Source organism: Octadecabacter temperatus (assembly GCF_001187845.1).
GTDB classification, from domain to species: Bacteria; Pseudomonadota; Alphaproteobacteria; order Rhodobacterales; family Rhodobacteraceae; genus Octadecabacter; species Octadecabacter temperatus.
This window is the reverse complement of record NZ_CP012160.1, coordinates 1,289,706-1,307,354: the sequence shown is the minus strand read 5'-3', so window position 1 is coordinate 1,307,354 and position 17,649 is coordinate 1,289,706. Positions and strand designations below refer to the sequence as shown.

The 17,649-nt window shown below is 54.7% G+C and carries 20 protein-coding genes and 1 tRNA gene; 9 read left to right on the top strand and 12 right to left on the bottom strand.

Going from position 1 to position 17,649, the window contains the following annotated elements; genetic code table 11:
• Positions 1–346: 346 nt before the first annotated feature.
• The 12 genes from OSB_RS06670 to iscR all read right to left on the bottom strand — a co-directional run bounded on the left by OSB_RS06670 (position 347) and on the right by iscR (position 10,010).
• Positions 347–423: transfer RNA gene (locus tag OSB_RS06670), tRNA-Arg, on the bottom strand.
• Positions 424–453: 30 nt separating this feature from the next.
• Entirely contained in the window at positions 454–1,677 is a 1,224-nt protein-coding gene (locus OSB_RS06665) for a cysteine desulfurase (RefSeq protein WP_049834251.1), read from the bottom strand.
• Complete coding sequence (locus OSB_RS06660; RefSeq protein ID WP_049834250.1) at positions 1,674–2,315, bottom strand: YIP1 family protein; 642 nt, start codon at positions 2,313–2,315, stop codon at positions 1,674–1,676. Before OSB_RS06660 ends, OSB_RS06665 begins: the two co-directional genes overlap by 4 nt.
• Positions 2,315–2,800 carry a hypothetical protein gene (locus tag OSB_RS06655; protein ID WP_049834249.1) on the bottom strand — a complete coding sequence of 162 codons (486 nt, stop codon included), beginning with the start codon at positions 2,798–2,800 and terminating at the stop codon, positions 2,315–2,317. The genes OSB_RS06660 and OSB_RS06655 overlap by 1 nt, the downstream gene beginning before the upstream one ends.
• Positions 2,800–4,101 carry a Fe-S cluster assembly protein SufD gene (gene sufD, locus OSB_RS06650; protein ID WP_049834248.1) on the bottom strand — a complete coding sequence of 434 codons (1,302 nt, stop codon included), beginning with the start codon at positions 4,099–4,101 and terminating at the stop codon, positions 2,800–2,802. Before sufD ends, OSB_RS06655 begins: the two co-directional genes overlap by 1 nt.
• Positions 4,101–4,856: a Fe-S cluster assembly ATPase SufC gene (gene sufC, locus OSB_RS06645; RefSeq protein ID WP_049836081.1), complete on the bottom strand. Its 756-nt coding sequence runs from the start codon at positions 4,854–4,856 to the stop codon at positions 4,101–4,103. Before sufC ends, sufD begins: the two co-directional genes overlap by 1 nt.
• Positions 4,857–4,934: 78 nt before the next feature.
• Entirely contained in the window at positions 4,935–5,462 is a 528-nt protein-coding gene (locus tag OSB_RS06640; protein ID WP_049834247.1) for a hypothetical protein, read from the bottom strand.
• Between the two features lie 119 nt (positions 5,463–5,581).
• The gene (locus OSB_RS06635; RefSeq protein ID WP_143831222.1) at positions 5,582–6,484 is read right to left on the bottom strand and encodes an FkbM family methyltransferase; all 903 of its coding nucleotides are present in this window, start codon (positions 6,482–6,484) and stop codon (positions 5,582–5,584) included.
• A 17-nt stretch (positions 6,485–6,501) separates the two neighbouring features.
• Positions 6,502–8,025, bottom strand: coding sequence for a Fe-S cluster assembly protein SufB (gene sufB, locus OSB_RS06630; RefSeq protein WP_049834245.1), 1,524 nt, complete (start codon positions 8,023–8,025; stop codon positions 6,502–6,504).
• Positions 8,026–8,041: 16 nt separating this feature from the next.
• Positions 8,042–9,121, bottom strand: coding sequence for a cysteine desulfurase family protein (locus OSB_RS06625; RefSeq protein ID WP_049834244.1), 1,080 nt, complete (start codon positions 9,119–9,121; stop codon positions 8,042–8,044).
• On the bottom strand, positions 9,118–9,555 hold the full coding sequence (locus tag OSB_RS06620) for a hypothetical protein (RefSeq protein WP_049834243.1): 438 nt from the start codon (positions 9,553–9,555) through the stop codon (positions 9,118–9,120). Before OSB_RS06620 ends, OSB_RS06625 begins: the two co-directional genes overlap by 4 nt.
• A complete protein-coding gene (gene iscR, locus OSB_RS06615) occupies positions 9,552–10,010 on the bottom strand; it encodes a Fe-S cluster assembly transcriptional regulator IscR (protein ID WP_049836080.1) in 459 nt (152 codons plus the stop codon). Before iscR ends, OSB_RS06620 begins: the two co-directional genes overlap by 4 nt.
• Positions 10,011–10,198: 188 nt before the next feature.
• On the opposite strand from iscR, the gene OSB_RS06610 reads away from it, so the two are divergent.
• From OSB_RS06610 to typA, 9 genes are all read left to right on the top strand, one after another.
• On the top strand, positions 10,199–10,852 hold the full coding sequence (locus OSB_RS06610) for an alpha/beta hydrolase (RefSeq protein ID WP_049834242.1): 654 nt from the start codon (positions 10,199–10,201) through the stop codon (positions 10,850–10,852).
• Positions 10,852–11,103: a hypothetical protein gene (locus OSB_RS06605; RefSeq protein ID WP_049834241.1), complete on the top strand. Its 252-nt coding sequence runs from the start codon at positions 10,852–10,854 to the stop codon at positions 11,101–11,103. Before OSB_RS06610 ends, OSB_RS06605 begins: the two co-directional genes overlap by 1 nt.
• Positions 11,045–11,554: a hypothetical protein gene (locus tag OSB_RS06600; RefSeq protein ID WP_327196170.1), complete on the top strand. Its 510-nt coding sequence runs from the start codon at positions 11,045–11,047 to the stop codon at positions 11,552–11,554. The genes OSB_RS06605 and OSB_RS06600 overlap by 59 nt, the downstream gene beginning before the upstream one ends.
• 4 nt (positions 11,555–11,558) lie before the next feature.
• Entirely contained in the window at positions 11,559–12,023 is a 465-nt protein-coding gene (locus OSB_RS06595) for an NHL repeat-containing protein (RefSeq protein WP_049834239.1), read from the top strand.
• Positions 12,023–13,189, top strand: coding sequence for an HD domain-containing protein (locus tag OSB_RS06590; RefSeq protein WP_049834238.1), 1,167 nt, complete (start codon positions 12,023–12,025; stop codon positions 13,187–13,189). Before OSB_RS06595 ends, OSB_RS06590 begins: the two co-directional genes overlap by 1 nt.
• 222 nt (positions 13,190–13,411) lie before the next feature.
• Positions 13,412–14,623 (top strand): NADP-dependent isocitrate dehydrogenase, encoded by a 1,212-nt coding sequence (locus tag OSB_RS06585; protein WP_049834237.1) that lies wholly within the window; start codon positions 13,412–13,414, stop codon positions 14,621–14,623.
• A gap of 92 nt (positions 14,624–14,715) precedes the next feature.
• Positions 14,716–15,345: a YitT family protein gene (locus OSB_RS06580; RefSeq protein WP_049836079.1), complete on the top strand. Its 630-nt coding sequence runs from the start codon at positions 14,716–14,718 to the stop codon at positions 15,343–15,345.
• A gap of 12 nt (positions 15,346–15,357) precedes the next feature.
• A complete protein-coding gene (locus tag OSB_RS06575) occupies positions 15,358–15,693 on the top strand; it encodes a DMT family transporter (protein ID WP_049834236.1) in 336 nt (111 codons plus the stop codon).
• Positions 15,694–15,802: 109 nt separating this feature from the next.
• The gene (gene typA, locus OSB_RS06570) at positions 15,803–17,620 is read left to right on the top strand and encodes a translational GTPase TypA (protein WP_049834235.1); all 1,818 of its coding nucleotides are present in this window, start codon (positions 15,803–15,805) and stop codon (positions 17,618–17,620) included.
• Positions 17,621–17,649: the final 29 nt, after the last annotated feature.

Below are 17,649 nucleotides of genomic sequence, written 5' to 3'. Positions count from 1 at the left end.
ATCGCCCCCCTCAAGGGTCTCGGCTTAGTTGTCGCAGTTCTCAAAACACCGCGCCTCACCTTCTATTTCGATACGGGTTTCCCAAAGTGGCTTGCCTAGTTCCATCGTTAAAACAGATGCAATCTCATCGATTTGATCCGGTGCAGATTAAGATGATCGTTATGAGGTTTCATACACAGGTGAACACGACGCACCCGTTCAGGTGCGTCATCTACTTCAAATTGGCGTCGTTTCTAGCGTCTAAGTCCAGAAGGGCTTCGCTCAAGAACAGTTTAAAAGAAAGTCATGCGCAATTTAACTGCGGCGCGGTCATGGAAAAACCTAGTGTCGTTTCACAGTGGTTTTTTGGCGGTCCCTAGAGGATTCGAACCTCTGGCCTCTGCCTTCGGAGGGCAGCGCTCTATCCAGCTGAGCTAAGGGACCTTCTGTGTCGCTATAGCCGTGGTCTGGGCCTTACGCAAACAACTTGTGGCACAACTCAAGAGCATCAACCAAGGCGTCGACATCATCCGTCGTGTTGTACATCGCGAATGACGCACGGCAGGTTGCTGAGACGCCCAAGTGTTCCATCAATGGCCCCGTGCAATGTTGCCCTGCACGCACCGCCACGCCCTTTTTGTCGAGAACCGTGGAAATATCATGGGCATGGGCCGCGCCTTCAAGCGTGAAGCTGAAGATCGCCGCCTTACCTGCGCTGGTGCCTTGTACGTTCAGCCAGTTCAGCCCGTCGAGCTTGGACCGTGCGTAGTCGCGGATGTCACGTTCATGCACGGCGATGTTCTCCATCCCTAGACCCATCATATACTCGAGTGCCACACCAAACCCGATGGTTTGCACGATACCCGGCGTTCCGGCCTCAAACTTCATCGGCGCGTCGTTGTAGATGATGTGATCCTTGTGGACTTCGCGGATCATATCTCCACCCCCAAGGAACGGGCGCATTTCGGCCATTCGTTCCGCGCGAATGTAGATCGCACCGGACCCCGACGGGCCATAAAGCTTGTGACCTGTGATCGGGTAAAAATCACAGCCCAGATCTTCGACGTTCACGGGCATATGTACTGCTGCCTGCGATCCATCGATAAGCGTCGCGATGCCTTTCTCGCGGGCCGCGTGGCAGATGGTTTTCACGTCAACAACGGTGCCAAGCACGTTGGACAGGTGCGTCACCGCAATAAGCTTGGTGCGCGGCGTCACCGCATCCAGCACCTTTTGCGGGTCAAGATCGCCATTGGCGTCCACATCGATCCAAACCAGTTTCACCCCCATGCGTTCGCGTAGGAAATGCCACGGCACGATGTTGGCGTGGTGTTCCATGACGGACAGGATGATTTCATCCCCAGCCTGCATGTTTTCCATCGCCCAACCGTAGGCCACCGTGTTGATGCCCTCAGTCGTGCCGGAATTCAGGACGATCGTATTCTCGTTAGACGCACCAAGAAACTTCGCGATGGTCCCACGCACGCCTTCGTATTTTTCCGTCGCCAGGTTGGACAGATAATGCAGCCCACGATGCACGTTCGCATACTCGGACGCATAGGCGGTGTTGATTGCATCAATGACAATCTGCGGCTTTTGCGCAGACGCACCGCTGTCGAGATAAACCAGTGGTTTGCCGTTCACTTCACGTGACAAAATGGGGAAATCCGCACGGACCGCGGTGACATCAAAACTCATAGCTCATTTCCAATCGGCAATGGCACGATCGTGCCTTGTGGCGTCAAACCAAGGATGCTTGCCCCGAAAACAAGCGCCATAAATAGAACAACCGTCGCAATCACCGCGACCCAAGCAGAGCGACCAAGGCTGTTGAAATCATGACCGACATTCACGGCATGTCCAAGACCGCGCAACGCCACATAGAACGCAACCAGCAACAGCCCGAATGCAAAGATCGGCAAGATAATATCCGTCAGGTAAACGACAACGAACAACGCCGTTACGACCATCTGCAATACGGCCGTCACGCCAAAGATATCCGCCAAATCGCCCTGCCCGCCCATACGTTGACCGACCCAGAACAATGCAAAGCTACCGCCGATCCCTGAAAGCACCGCGATAAGCCCCTGCGCAATCGGGCCAGCGCGTTCCATCTGAAGCCCCTGCGTTTCCGAAATCGGCAGGATGATATCTGGCGATCCGATCATGATGTAATGCGCACCCGCCGCCACCGCAGACACGACGCCAGCCAGCACAATCATCAGGATTGAAACTTCCAACGGCAGTTTGGCAGATTTTACCAGCTCAAACGCCAAACGCGGATTGCGCACGGTTAGTTTGGTCCACTCCAAAAGGTTGGCAAAAGAAAGGTCCATCAGTCCGTCCCACTCGTTTCAATCAACCCGCAAACCCAAAACCACGCAAGCACAGCAAGCCAAAGCGCGCCGATCATGACCGTGCCCGGATGATCCGCCCCGTTGAACCCAACCAGAAGTCCGTAAAACAAGGCCAGCGGCGTGGCCGCAAGCCAGCCCCAAAACACCGAAAGCCGTGCGCCATATGCTGTCGCGCTTTTGCGGAATGCGTAGATCAGGCCAAATGCCGCGAACGACAGCGCGTAAAAGCCAAGTGGCCAAACCAAAAGCCACGAGACAAACGCATAGACCATATCGCGCTGAAAATTCCCGCCCTCAAACACGGCACTGCGTTGCAGTGCAGGCAAATAGGACACGAACACAATGAAACAGCCGATCATCAACCACGCAATTGCGCGGTCTTCTCGTTGGCCCATGTCATACAGCCCCCGCACCACTTGGCGCGGGGCGCGGTACATAAGCACGATATCGCGGCTAACTGGCATCAGCTCGCGCGACGCGCCAACCAGCCTTCAAGGCGTTCAAGAATACCCTCGGCCAGCGTTTCGTCTTCGATTTCTTCCAGTGCTTCCGCAAGGAACGCGAGCACAAGAAGATCCGTCGCTTCTGCTTCAGGAACCCCGCGGGACCGCAAGTAGAACATCGCGTCCTCATCAATCGCGCCGGTCGTGGACCCGTGCGAACAAATGACGTCATCGGCGTAAATCTCAAGCTCCGGTTTGGCGAGGAACTGGCTGTCATCATCCAGCAACAAAGACTGGCTGATCTGATAGCCATCCGTCTTTTGTGCGTCCTTTTTCACAAGGATTTTGCCTTGGAAAACGCCCGTCGCACCGTTGCGCAGCACCTTTTTGAAAACCTGGCGGCTTTCACAGTTCACGGCGTCATGGGTGATGAAAACTGTGTCGTCATGGTGGAAGTCACTGCCATCCCCAACACAAGCACCAGCAACATGTGCAATTGCATCGTCGCCTGTCAGCTCAATCACACATTCGTTGCGCGTCATCACGCCGTTCATCGTAAGGGTGAAAGATTTGAACGCGGATTCAGTGCCAAGGCGTGTGAAGATACCCGTTACAGCACGGCGTTCATGATCACGACCTTGAACACGAACGTGGTTGAACTTGGCGTGGTCAGCGACATCGACTTCCATCACGTTGTTAAACCGCGCGGCCGCTGGTCCAGTTTCCAGAAGGGTCATTTCGGCCCCTTCTTCAAGCTTGATGCAGTGGTGTAGCGTCGCATCAGAAGTCTCTGATTTATGGAGATAAACCAGACGAACAGGTTTGCTCACTTTGCCCGTCACGTGGATCACAACACCGTCCGTTGCAAAGGCCGTATTCAACGCAGCTAGCGGGCGTTGAACGACCTCTTGGCCGCGTGTTTCAAGAACGCCATACAAATCCTTAGCCCAGTGAATGTCTTTGTCAGCGACATCCGCCAGACGTTCGATGCTAAGACCTTCAAGTGCGAAATCATCGGATGCGCCAGCATCAAAAACACCATCAACGAAGACGATCGTCAGGTTTTCTACATCAGCCCAGAGTGGCCCCTCATCGCTTTGGAACACGGCGGCTTTCGGGGCATCGCGCTGCACCAAACTGTCTGGCTTGGTGAATTTCCAATACTCATCACGACCATGCGGAAGGCCCATGTCACGCAGGCGCGCAAGTGCATCTGCCCGCGCATCATTGGCCCAGGCAGCGCCGGTCGGCAGCGCCCGATCCGCAAGAAACGCGTCCGTTGCGTCCTGCTTTACTTGCAGCATTTTCTTCGACTGGGCCATTAGGCCACCTCTGCGAGGATATCGGCGTAACCATTGTTTTCGACTTCGAGCGCGAGCTCAGGTCCGCCTGTTTTTACGATACGACCATCGGCCATGATGTGCACAACGTCTGGTTTGATATGGTCCAGAAGACGCTGGTAGTGCGTGATAACCAAGAAACCACGGCCCTCGTCGCGTAGGGCGTTCACGCCTTCGGACACCAATTTCATCGCATCAACGTCCAGACCAGAATCCGTTTCGTCCAAGATGCACATCTTTGGCTCAAGCATGGCCATCTGCAAAATCTCGTTGCGCTTTTTCTCACCACCAGAGAAGCCAACGTTCACAGGGCGTTTCAGCATTTCTGCATCGATCTTAAGCGTCTTGGCTTTCGCGCGGATCACTTTCAAGAACTCGCCCGCGGACATTTCTTCTTCGCCGCGTGCCTTGCGCTGTGCGTTCACAGCTGTGCGCAGGAACGTCATGTTGCCGACGCCCGGGATTTCCACAGGATATTGGAACGCAAGGAACAAGCCAGCAGCGGCGCGTTCTTCGGCCTCCATATCCAGCAATTCTTCGCCTTCCAACGTGGCGGATCCTTTGGTCACTTCATAGCCACCCTTGCCGGACAACACGTAGGACAATGTCGACTTACCTGAGCCATTCGGCCCCATGATCGCATGGACCTTGCCCGGTTCGACAGTCAGGTTCACACCCTTAAGAATCTGCTTGTCTTCTTCTTCAAGTTTGACGTGCAAGTTTTTGATTTCTAGCATTTTATCATGTTCCCATAGCATTCGAGAGGACTCGCGAAACCGCGGTCCTCTTCATCTGATTAAGTGTAAATTTCGGTGTTAGGTCAGCAGGCTTGCGGTTGCGACCATGTCGGCAATCCAGCTCTGCGGGTAAAAACGTGCGTAGACTTCCGGTGCCAGCGCAACCAGTTCGCCCTCGAACAGGACCGCCCCGATGAAGCCAGCCATCTGCAACGGCACTGTTTGTTTGGAGCGCAGGCCCAGCACAAACATCGCGATTATGCTGATGATCACGGCCAACGACAGCGCTGTTGGCACGTTGCCAATCACCGCTGCAGCGTCCACGCCCTTCTCGGCGGCAAATGCCATCGCGGTGTCCAGATAGGTGAAGTCGATCCAACGCGCTGCGATTACGCTGACCGCGCCCACAGCTAAGGCCGCGACGTACATCAGTGGATTGCGTTTCTTCTGCGTAGATTTTTTCACTGTCTTTACGGAGGATTTGCGTAGGAAGCTGCGTTCGTCGCTGGAGGTCGCCAAGCCTTGTCCAGGCACAGTCCACGATGTGGTCTTGCCTGAATTGATCTTGTCCATACGCTGCGCAAATGTTGTCGAACTGACTGCCATTTAGATCGCTCCCCTTGAATTCTATACAAAGGGTTAATCTGAAGGTGCGGCCGAAATTGGGCATAGTACGGGCATCACAAGGGCGTTTGTGTGCAAACTGCGACATAAATCGAACCTCCTCAGTTTGCTTTTGGCTTCAGAAGGAAGTTCTGATTTACGCGGGTTGCTTCGAATGCATGGGCCACCTCATAGTCGAACTCTTCAATCAATGCGTGAAATGCGTCCAGATTTTCTTTGTCGACCTCGATGAACATCGTCGGCTTGCACCGTGCGAGTGTGGCTTTAAGCCCCTTCAACGCGCCGATCTCCATGCCCTCAACGTCCATCTTCAGCACGTCGATTTGCATGCCATCAAATAGTTCATCTCCAGCACGCACGGAAATCGCTTCATCACCCTCGCCTGCCTTTTTGAGACGCGCCCAACCAAGGTTTTCACGTGGCGCGTGAATTGCGAGGTCATCAGCGGCGCCTTCGTCTAAGCCATAGCCCAGTGTTTCAAGGGCCACACGGTCAGCCACGCGGTTCAGGATCATGTTCGACAGAAGCAATGATATAGCATCAGGGTTCGGCTCAACCGGCACCACACGCCCAGCGCCGCCTTTCAGCAGCATGTAAAGCGAATGGTTGCCGACGTTGGCCCCGATATCACAGAACGTACCCCCCTTTGGCATATGTTCGGCCATCATCGCCAATTCGTCTTCCTCGTAGAAGAAACCCTTGGTCTGGCGCATGTGGATACGGTCATCTGGGTTGTTTACGCAAAAAATCACCGGAACGTCATAGCGGTGTGACATGATCGTGCGCACGCGGCGCGGCGTGCGAAAACGGTTCTGGTTGCCCAGCGCACGGCGCACAGATGGTTGAAGGCGCTCATCGGCTAACGCATCCGCAATGGACCATGGGGCCGCTACGGGTGCTTTGGCCTTCGCAGTTTTCTTTGGCGTTGCCGCTTTTTTAACAGCAACTCTCTTGGTCGTAGCTTTCTTGGTGGTCGCCTTCTTAACGGTAGCTTTCTTTGCCACCACAGGCTTCTTCGCGCTCACCCGACTGACCCTTCAAGAGAGATCGCCACCAGCGCCTGTGCTTCCATGGCAAATTCCATAGGCAGCGCTTGCAGCACTTCCTTGGCGAAACCGTTCACGATCAGCGCAACTGCTTCTTCTTCGTCCATACCGCGGGATTGGCAGTAGAACATTTGATCATCATCGATCTTGGATGTGGTTGCTTCGTGCTCAACACGGGATGAGTTATTCTTCACCTCGATATACGGCACAGTGTGCGCCCCGCATTTGTCGCCGATCAGCAAGCTGTCACACTGGGTGTAGTTGCGGCTATCTTTGGCTTTCGGGTGCATGGATACCAGCCCACGATAAGTGTTCTGCGCTTTACCCGCTGAAATGCCCTTGGACACGATGCGCGACTTGGTGCGCTTGCCGAGGTGGACCATCTTTGTGCCGGTGTCGGCCTGTTGCATGTTGTTGGCAATCGCGATGGAATAGAACTCGCCTTGGCTGTCGTCCCCACGCAGGATGCAGGATGGGTACTTCCATGTGACAGCAGAACCTGTTTCAACTTGGGTCCACATCACCTTAGAGCGATCACCACGGCAATCAGCCCGCTTCGTCACGAAGTTATAGATGCCGCCCTTGCCGTTCTCATCGCCAGGGAACCAGTTCTGAACGGTGGAGTACTTCACCTCAGCGTCGTCCATGATCACGATCTCAACCACTGCCGCGTGCAGCTGTGCCACATCGCGCTTAGGCGCTGTACAGCCTTCAAGGTAGGACACATATGCGCCCTCATCACAGATGATCAGCGTACGCTCGAACTGACCAGTGTTTTCAGCATTGATGCGGAAGTACGTGGACAGCTCCATCGGGCATTTTGTGCCCTTGGGAATGTAAACGAATGAGCCATCGGAAAACACAGCGCTGTTCAGCGTCGCATAGAAGTTATCTTGCACGGGAACAACGGACCCAAGGTATTGCTTCACCAGCTCAGGGTGATCTTTGATCGCCTCAGAGATGGAACAAAAGATTACGCCCGCTTTGGCCAGCTCATCCTTAAAGGTCGTGCCCACAGACACAGAGTCAAACACCGCATCCACAGCAACCTTGCGCGGAGCATCTGTCAGCTCCTCAGCACCCTCGACGCCTGCAAGAATCATCTGTTCCTTCAACGGAATACCTAGCTTCTCGTACGTCGCCAACAACTTCGGGTCGACCTCGTCCAAGGACTTAGGCTTCACTTCCATGCTCTTTGGACGGGCATAGTAGTACTGATCCTGAAAATCGATCTTCGGGTAATCAACCATCGCCCACTCGGGCTCTTCCATTTGCAGCCAGCGCTGATACGCGGCCAGACGCCATTCCAGCATCCATTCGGGTTCATCGTTCTTGGCAGAAATCAAACGCACGATGTCCTCAGACAGACCAAGCGGAGCATACTCCATCTCGATATCCGTGTCCCAGCCGTATTTATACGTGCCGGACAGCGCCTGAACCGCATCAACGGTATCCTGATCAACCCCGTCTTTAACGTCTACTTGGTCTATCGTGTCCATTTGCTTCATCCCTACTTCAAGCCGACCGCGCACGGTGCTTGTTTAATTTATCAGTCCAGACATCCACAAAGCGCGTGACGTCCTCTTCGGTATTCTCCGGCCCCAGTGACACGCGTATCGCGCATGCCGCATCGGCCTCGTTGTATCCCATCGCCATCAGCACACGGCTGGCTTTTACCTTACCGCTGCTACAGGCAGACCCTGCGGAAACGGCAAAGCCCGCCAAATCCATCGCCATAACTTGCGTTTCACCCTTCCAGCCAGGTGTCAGCAAGCACGACGTATTGGGAATCCGCGCTTCGTCTTTCCCGACCAAAATAGTCTCCTTTGACGCAGCCTCAACCCCAGTTTCTAGAATATTTCTAAGTTTCTCGACGTGGTCCCAAACACCGCTTTCAAGATCGCGCATCGCGGCCTCGATAGCGGCCCCCATCCCCGCAATGCCAATGACGTTTTCGGTACCCGACCGACGCCCCATTTCTTGGCCACCCCCAACGGACAAAGGATCGGTATCAAGGTTGTCGCGAATGATAAGCGCCCCGACACCTTTGGGCCCACCAAACTTGTGGCCCGTCAAAATCGCCATGTCCGCCCCAGCCCATGAAAACGCAAACGGTATGCGCCCGACGGCCTGGGTAATGTCGAGCAACAACCAATCGGCAGCGGCACGTCCCACAGGCCATTGCCCCTCTACCTTTTCAGGTGGCCGCGTAATCACACCCGTCTCGGAATTCGCCAAACCCATCGCCAACGTATGGCCCGGTCCGTTTGGCTTCAACTCCCAGAGATACATGGAACTTTGCGCCCAAAGCGCATCATGGGCCGATTGATCGACCAGCACATCAACACCCGTTTTTGGGTTCCCTAATACACTCGCAGCCTCAGTCGCCCCGCTGGTAAACACAACCTCAGCCGGATTGCAGCCTACAGCTTCCGCGACCTGCGCTCGTGCACGCTCAACCAAAGCTTTCGCAGCGCGTCCCTCACCATGCACGGAACTCGGATTTCCAACGACATCCATCGCCTCAATCATCGCCGCCCGCGCTTCAGTCCTCAAAGGCGCTGTCGCATTATGATCCAAATAGATCCGGCTCATGCTGCGTCCTTTCGCAAGGCAGCAACCTGATCGCGCAAATCCACGACCACGTCTGCACGCAATAGATACAAGGACGCCGGTGCTGCAAGTTCACCCACATCGCTACCAATTGCCTCCATCACTTGGATCAGAATTCGCCCCGGCACCTGCGCGTATCCGGGAAAACGGGTTGTCATCAAATTATGTATCCGCCCGAAAACCGATTGTTCCCGATTCCAGCTTTGAGTGGCATCCTGCGCGGCCCGTGCGAGGAAAAGATGAATTTCACCCAACGCCATGCCCGACAGCGCTACGGCTTCAATGCGTCCTCGTCTGTGTTCCATCCTCTCGCCTGGCGTTGCCCAAGTAGACAGCTCCTCTAGACCGCCTTGCCCATCAGGCCCAATCACTGCGTCCAGTGCCTGCAGTGTGATCAAGGCGCGAAGTTCGCTCATTCGTCAACAACCTCAAACAACGACGGAACAGCCGGACACGGTGCCAGCTCGTTTTGCACAACATCGCTCAGTCGTGTCTGGTGCAAGAATACGTAAACATGTGCGCTAAGCCCCTCCCATAACCTGTTGGTCATAGACTGTGCGCGGCTTCCTGACGATCCACCCGACGCGCCTGCACCTTGATGCATGGCACTCACGGTCTCATCCACTGCCGCCAAAATCTCGACCACACGAATTTCTGACGCCCCGCGCGCCAGCTTATATCCGCCCCCTGGCCCACGCACACTGTCCACCAAACCGGCGCGACGTAACTTCACAAAAAGCTGTTCCAAATACGGCAAAGACACATCTTGACGCTTGGACAACTCCCCAAGGCTCACCAATGTTCCTTCAGGCTGCAAAGCGATATCGGTCAATGCCACCATCGCATATCGGCCTTTTGTACTTAATTTCATTGGCATTCCCCCATTTCGTTTCGTGCTTGGGCGTTGACGCGGACCCACGCTGCGATTAACTCAAGCTAACTGCAAAGGATCAAACGGGTCCCGCGCTAGAAGTTAGAATCTTTCTAAGGTGACTGAGCGTTTTCGTCAACTATTTCGCGCAACGCCCTTAGAAAACAGCAGACGAGAAACGGACAAACATGCCCGAAGTCATCTTCCCCGGACCCGAAGGCCGCCTAGAAGGCCGCTACCACCCACAAAAAGAAAGAGACGCGCCAATCGCGATCGTCTTGCATCCGCACCCGCAATTTGGCGGAACGATGAACAACAAGGTGGTCTACAACCTGCACTACGCCTTCTACCAAATGGGCTTTACGGTTTTGCGCTTCAACTTCCGTGGCGTTGGTCGCTCTCAGGGTGAATATGATCAAGGCATCGGCGAATTGTCTGATGCGGCGTCTGCACTGGATTACCTGCAGTCGATGAACAACAACTCTAAGCACTGCTGGGTTGCCGGTTTCTCGTTTGGCGCATGGATTGGCATGCAACTGCTGATGCGCCGCCCAGAAATCACAGGCTTCATCTCTGTGTCGCCCCCAGCCAACATGTATGACTTCTCCTTCTTGGCGCCTTGCCCAAGCTCAGGCCTGATCATCAACGGCGCAGCGGACCGCGTGGCACCACCAGCTGATACCGTGAACCTTGTGAATAAACTGCACGAGCAAAAGGGCATCACCATCACCCACGAAGAAACACCGGGTGCTGGCCACTTCTTTGAGGACCCGCATATGGATCCGATGATTGATACGGTGCAGTCCTACGTTAAACGTCGCCTGACAGAGAACACGCGCTAATGTCTGAAAGCCTGACCAAATTGGCTGCAAAATTGGCCGAAGATGTGCTTGAGATCCAAAAGGCCACGGGCGAAGACCGCTTGTTTATTGAGCTTGGCCACATCGTCGGCGCGGCATCCCAGACGCTGGAAGAGGCATTCTTGACCGAATGCCGCATCCGCCTCGCGGAGCAAGGCGCGCGTAAGTTCCTCGATGACAAGATTGCGGAATTGGCTGCGAAAGCCGAAGCGCAGGCCAAAACCGAAGGCTAGGATGCAAGAGGCCGACCATATTCTCATCCCCCTCCTCGATGGTCGCCACGGCGTCGCGCAGGTGGTTCGGCTTCAGGATGATCGCGTCTTCTTGTATCTGTCCAATCGCCGCCATCATCAAAACGACAAGGTCGTCGCGTTTGCCGATAACGACGTTAACGCGTTTATGTTTGTCGACATCGCGGATCTACCGGACAATCATTGGCCCGTGATTGGTTATGACGCCATTCCAAATCTACGCCGCGCACCAGAACATCTTTCGTGGGACCTGCTTGGCGAAAAAGACCCGATCCACGATCCCTCCATTATCGAAGCCTTCGCAAACGCGGTCCACGGGCTTTACCCTTGGGACGGTTTTCCTGATCCCGAATTCTTCACCAACATGCTGAGTGATCCCAACACGCTACCGCCTTTTGCTCGGATGACATCCGACTTCCCATCTCCGGAGTAACCCGATGCGCAACTTGCCAAGCACAGCCTGTGTCGTCCTTTCGGCTTTCTTGGCATCCCCTGCGCTTGCCGATGACGGCTGCGACGACATTCGCAAGCTTATGCCTGAAGATTTCAACGACTTCGCGCTCGTTAGCTGCGAAACTGAAGGCACCCCACAAACAAGGGCCCAACTCACGCTGACAGTTCCGCCCGAAGACGTCATCGCACTGTCAAAGCGCCTAACGGCTGACTTTGGAATGGGCGAATTGGTGTTCTTGTGCTGCGGATATGAGCCAGCTGGCGGACAAAACGGTAGCTTTGAAGTCCCTGAAGGCATCATTGCTCCTGGGCCGAGTGGTTCATACACCCATCTCTCAATCGGGATGTCAGCAATGGGGTTAGATGAAACTGGGTCCGGCGGTGCGACTGAATTCTTCTCGCTTGGCGAAACTACTGCAACGCTTAGCCTCGCGATCGTGGATATATAATGACCATTCCAACTCCCGCAGACCGCATCCCCGCCCAGCTCGCGTTTTTGATTGAAGCCGACAAGCTCAAATCTGTCACCCGCGCAAATGTGCTTTCAGATGGATCACGGTTTGAGAACACGGCGGAACACTCATGGCATGTCTGCCTTTGGGCGCTTGTCTTTGCGGATCACTCAGGCGGCGCAAATATCCCCCGTGTCATCCAAATGCTCTTGGTGCACGACATCGTTGAAATCGACGCCGGCGATCACCCTGTTCATCTTGATCACGACATGGACGAAGTGCGCCGCCTTGAAGCAGCTGCTGCAGCCCGCATCTTTGGTCTGCTCCCTGCAGATCAAGGCATCAACTACCGTCTTTTGTGGGAAGAATTCGAAGACGGCAAAACCGCTGACGCGCGCTACGCCAACATGATCGACAAAGCGTCGCCCATGTTTCAAGAGCTTTCCAATCCAGTGCAGACCCAAGACGAACACGACATCCTGCGCGGCATCTTAGAAACCGGCCGCTTCAGCGATCTGCATGATGACTGGCCCGAGATCCACCAACACGCGTCAAACTTGCTGAACAAACGCCACCTTGCGCCACTTGAACCCTTGGCCTCACAGCTGCGGTTCGTCATGGAGGCCGATCAACTCAAGTCAGTCCTGCGCGGCACCACCCTTTGTGACGGATCACGGCGCGAAAACTCGGGCGAGCACAGCTGGCACATCATGCTTTGGGCCATGACCCTCCATGAACACAGCCACGCCCCTGCGCAGTTGGATGTGGTGCTGATGATGCTGCTTTTGCACGATATTGTTGAGATCGACGCAGGCGACAACCCAATCCATGGAACCTTTGATGCCGCAGCGGTCGAGGCTGAAGAACAAGCCGCCGCGGATCGGCTGTTTGGCATGCTCCCCCCAGCGCAACGCGACACGTTCCGTGCAACGTGGGAAGAATTCGAAGCCGCTTCAACAGTCGATGCTGTCTTTGCCAAATCACTCGACCGCGCCCAACCCCTTATTTGCAATCTGGAATCTGGTGGCGGCTCATGGCGCGATTACAAAGTCACGCGCGACCAGCTCGACGCCCGCGTCGGCCACAAAGTCAAACGCGGCGCCCCTGCCCTTTGGGACGCGCTCGTCCCCGGCCTAGACGCGTGGTTTTCCGCAAACACCTAGCCCCCTTTTGCTTCTGTTTCCCAAATATCCTCGCCGAACGCAGCAAAATTTCTTGAAATTTTGCCCCTGCTCGCCGCAGGCGCTAAGGGTATGTTCAATAACCTGCGCTAACTGACGCCGAGACACGCTATCAATACTGTATACAACGGCATACAGGCTTCCCAAGACACACCAGATGCGCTATCTGGTCGCCAACTCATACGCACAAAAGGATATCCCCAGATGGATAAGATCAAAGTAGCAAATCCAATCGTCGAGATGGATGGCGATGAAATGACCCGCATCATTTGGGCCTTCATCAAAGACAAACTGATCCTCCCTTACCTTGATATTGATTTGCTCTACTACGATCTCGGCATGGAAAGCCGCGATGCGACGGACGATCAAATCACGATTGATGCCGCTGAAAAGACAAAAGAAATCGGTGTTGCGGTCAAATGTGCAACCATCACCCCCGATGAAGCACGGGTTGAGGAATTTGGCCTCAAGAAGATGTGGAAATCACCCAACGGCACAATCCGCAACATCCTTGGCGGTACGATCTTCCGCGAACCAATCATCTGTTCCAACGTGCCGCGCCTTGTGCCGGGTTGGACTCAGCCGATCGTTATTGGCCGCCACGCTTATGGTGACCAATATAAAGCGACCGATATGAAGTTCCCTGGGCCAGGTAAGCTCAGCATGAAGTTCGTTGGCGAGGACGGCACAGTCATGGAAGAAGAAGTCTTCGATGCGCCAACGTCCGGCGTCTACATGGCGATGTACAACCTTGATAAATCCATCGAGGACTTCGCTCGCGCGTCGTTTGAGTACGGCTTGAAGCGCAACTTCCCAGTTTATCTGTCCACTAAGAACACGATCTTGAAGCAGTATGACGGCCAGTTCATGCTGACCTTCCAGCGCATCTTTGACGCTGAATACAAAGACAAATTCGACGAAGCAGGTCTTGAGTACCAGCACCGCCTGATTGACGATATGGTTGCATCGGCGATGAAATGGTCTGGAGGTTATGTCTGGGCCTGTAAGAACTATGATGGCGATGTGCAGTCTGACACAGTCGCGCAGGGCTTTGGCTCGCTTGGCTTGATGACATCCCAGTTGATGACACCAGATGGCAAGATCGTTGAATCCGAAGCCGCGCACGGCACCGTCACGCGCCACTACCGCCAGCACCAGAAAGGCGAAGCAACGTCTACGAACTCCATCGCGTCTATCTTTGCGTGGACGGGTGGCCTGCGTCACCGCGCCAAGCTGGATGACAACGCAGCACTGACCAAGTTCGCTGAAACTTTGGAAAAAGTCATCGTGGATACGGTTGAATCCGGCTTCATGACCAAAGATCTCGCACTTCTCGTTGGCCCAGACCAATCTTGGCTCACCACTGAGGGCTTCCTTGAGAAAATCGACGAGAACCTGAACGCTGCTTTAGCTTAAAGACTAAGCTAACGTATTAAGAATTAAGGGCTGCCCAACTGGGTAGCCCTTATTTGCTGGACACCTACCTTTTCGGCAAATACCCCTTCTTCATGTCAGATGAATCCCTTATCCCGCCCAAAAACCGCCCCCGTCGCCACACGCTGTTGGAAGACGCGCAAGGGCTTGTCACGGGCACAGGCATGGCTGCCACGGGTCTCGTCATCCTGACCCATCTTGGCCTTGTCACAGGGCAAACTGCCGGGCTTGCGCTGCTGTTGTCCTACGCCACCGGCTATTCATTCGCGTTGATGTTCTTCTTGGTGAACCTGCCGTTCTACTGGCTGGGCTACAAACGCATCGGGCCGCGATTTGTTGTGAAGACCGTGATTGCCGTGGCCATGGTTTCGGTATTTTCGATTTGGTTCCCGACCTTGATCAGTTTCGAAGCGCTCGACCCGTTTTATGGCGTCGCCCTGTTTGGGGCCCTTACGGGTGCTGGCCTGTTGGCAATCTTTCGCCATGGCGCGTCGCTTGGCGGTGTTGGCATCCTTGCGCTTTATATTCAGGAAAGCACCGGCTTTCGCGCCGGTTTCACTCAGCTTTTGTTTGACGCCTGCATCTTTGCGGCCGCGTTCTTCATTATTGATGCGCGTGCTGTACTATTCTCGATGCTTGGTGCGTTCATCGTCAACATGATCATCACCTTCAACCACCGCAAAGACTGGTACGTAGCCACGTAAAGGACGCGAAACATGCCGACGCATTTCATCACGCTTTTTGTCGCCGTTATATTTGAGACAATTGGCACGACCGCGCTGCAAGCCAGCCAGCAATTCACCAAACTCGGGCCATCGATCATCGTTGTGGTTGCTTACGGTCTTGCATTTTATCTGCTGGCCTTAACGCTTAAGTCTATGCCGGTTGGGATTATGTATGCGATTTGGTCAGGCTCTGGCATCGTGCTGATTGCGCTGATCGGTTGGATCGTATTTCGCCAAACGCTTGACTGGCCAGCGATCCTTGGAATGGCGCTGATCCTTGGCGGAATTGTCGTCATTCAGCTGTTCTCAAAAACCGCCGTGCATTAAGCGGCGCTAGATAACCCTAGCCTTTCTGCCGAAGGCGCGTTAAAGCCCGCGCAACGTCATTCACGGGCCCGCGTTTGCGCCCGATCTAATGCTTTCTTAAGGACATCCAATGGAACTGCGTAACATCGCCATCATCGCTCACGTTGACCACGGCAAAACCACACTTGTGGACGAATTGCTGAAGCAATCAGGCACCTACCGCGAAAACCAAGCGACGACAGAACGCGCTATGGATTCCAACGATCTGGAACGTGAACGCGGCATCACAATTTTCGCCAAACCAACATCTGTTGAATGGCAAGGCCACCGCATCAACATTGTTGATACACCAGGCCACGCCGATTTCGGCGGCGAAGTGGAACGCATCCTGTCCATGGTTGATGGTGTTGTCTTGTTGGTGGACGCCGCTGAAGGCCCGATGCCACAGACGAAGTTCGTGACATCCAAAGCGCTGAAGCTTGGCCTGAAGCCGATTGTTGTCATCAACAAGGTCGACAAGCCAGACGGCGAACCAGACCGCGCACTGGATGAATGCTTCGATCTGTTCGCAAGCCTTGACGCAACAGACGAGCAACTTGATTTCCCACACATGTACGCATCTGGCCGTTCCGGTTGGGCCGACATGGAGCTGGACGGTCCACGCAAAGACCTGAGCGCGATGTTCGAATTGATCACAAAGCACGTCCCTGCCCCTGCGCAGATCGCTGATGCGGGCAAGCCATTCACAATGCTGGCCACGACACTTGGCGGTGACCCGTTCTTGGGCCGCTTGCTAACGGGCCGTGTTGAATCCGGCACGCTGACCGCTGGTCAGTCGATCAAAGCAATGTCGCGTGATGGCACATTGATCGAAAACTTCCGCGCCACCAAAATCTTGGCGTTCCGCGGCCTCGAGCAAACAGCGATCGACACGGCAGAAGCTGGCGACATCGTTTCCATCGCAGGCATGACCAAGGCGACGGTTGCCGACACGCTGGCCGACACATCTGTCGTTGACGCGATTCCGGCGCAGCCAATCGATCCACCAACCATCACTGTGACATTCGGCATCAACGACTCGCCTCTGGCAGGTCGTGACGGCAAGAAAGTTCAGTCTCGTGTGATCCGCGAACGTTTGTTGAAAGAAGCTGAATCCAACGTGGCCATCAAAGTTACGGATTCCCCGAACGGTGACTCGTTTGAGGTTGCAGGTCGCGGCGAATTGCAGATGGGTGTTTTGATTGAAAACATGCGTCGCGAAGGGTTCGAATTGTCGATTTCCCGCCCACAAGTGTTGTTCCAAGACATCGACGGCGTACGCCATGAACCGATTGAGGAAGCCACAATCGACGTGGATGACGAATACTCCGGCGCTGTGATCGAAAAGATCACGGGTGTGCGCAAAGGTGAGCTGGTCGAAATGAAGCCAGCTGGTGCAGGCAAAACCCGCATCATCGCCCATGTGCCATCCCGTGGCCTGATTGGTTACCACGGCGAATTCCTGACCGACACACGCGGTACAGGCGTTATCAACCGCGTGTTCCACGACTGGGCACCGCACAAAGGTAAGATCCCAGGCCGTCGCGCTGGTGTTCTGATTTCCATGGAAAATGGTACGTCCGTATCCTTCGCGCTATGGAAGCTTGAAGACCGCGGTAAGTTCTTTATCGGTGCGCAGGTCGAAGTGTATCAAGGCATGATTATCGGTGAGCACACACGCGAAAACGATCTGGAAGTGAACCCATTGAAGGGTAAGCAGCTGACCAACGTTCGCGCATCCGGTACAGATGAAGCGGTTCGTTTGACGACACCGGTAACCCTGTCGTTGGAAGAAGCGATTGCGTACATCGACGATGACGAATTGGTTGAAGTGACACCAAACGCTATCCGTCTGCGCAAGCGCTACCTTGACCCGCATGAGCGCAAGCGTCACGCAAAGTCTGAGTGATAACTCACTGAAAAGTATAAAAAAGGGCC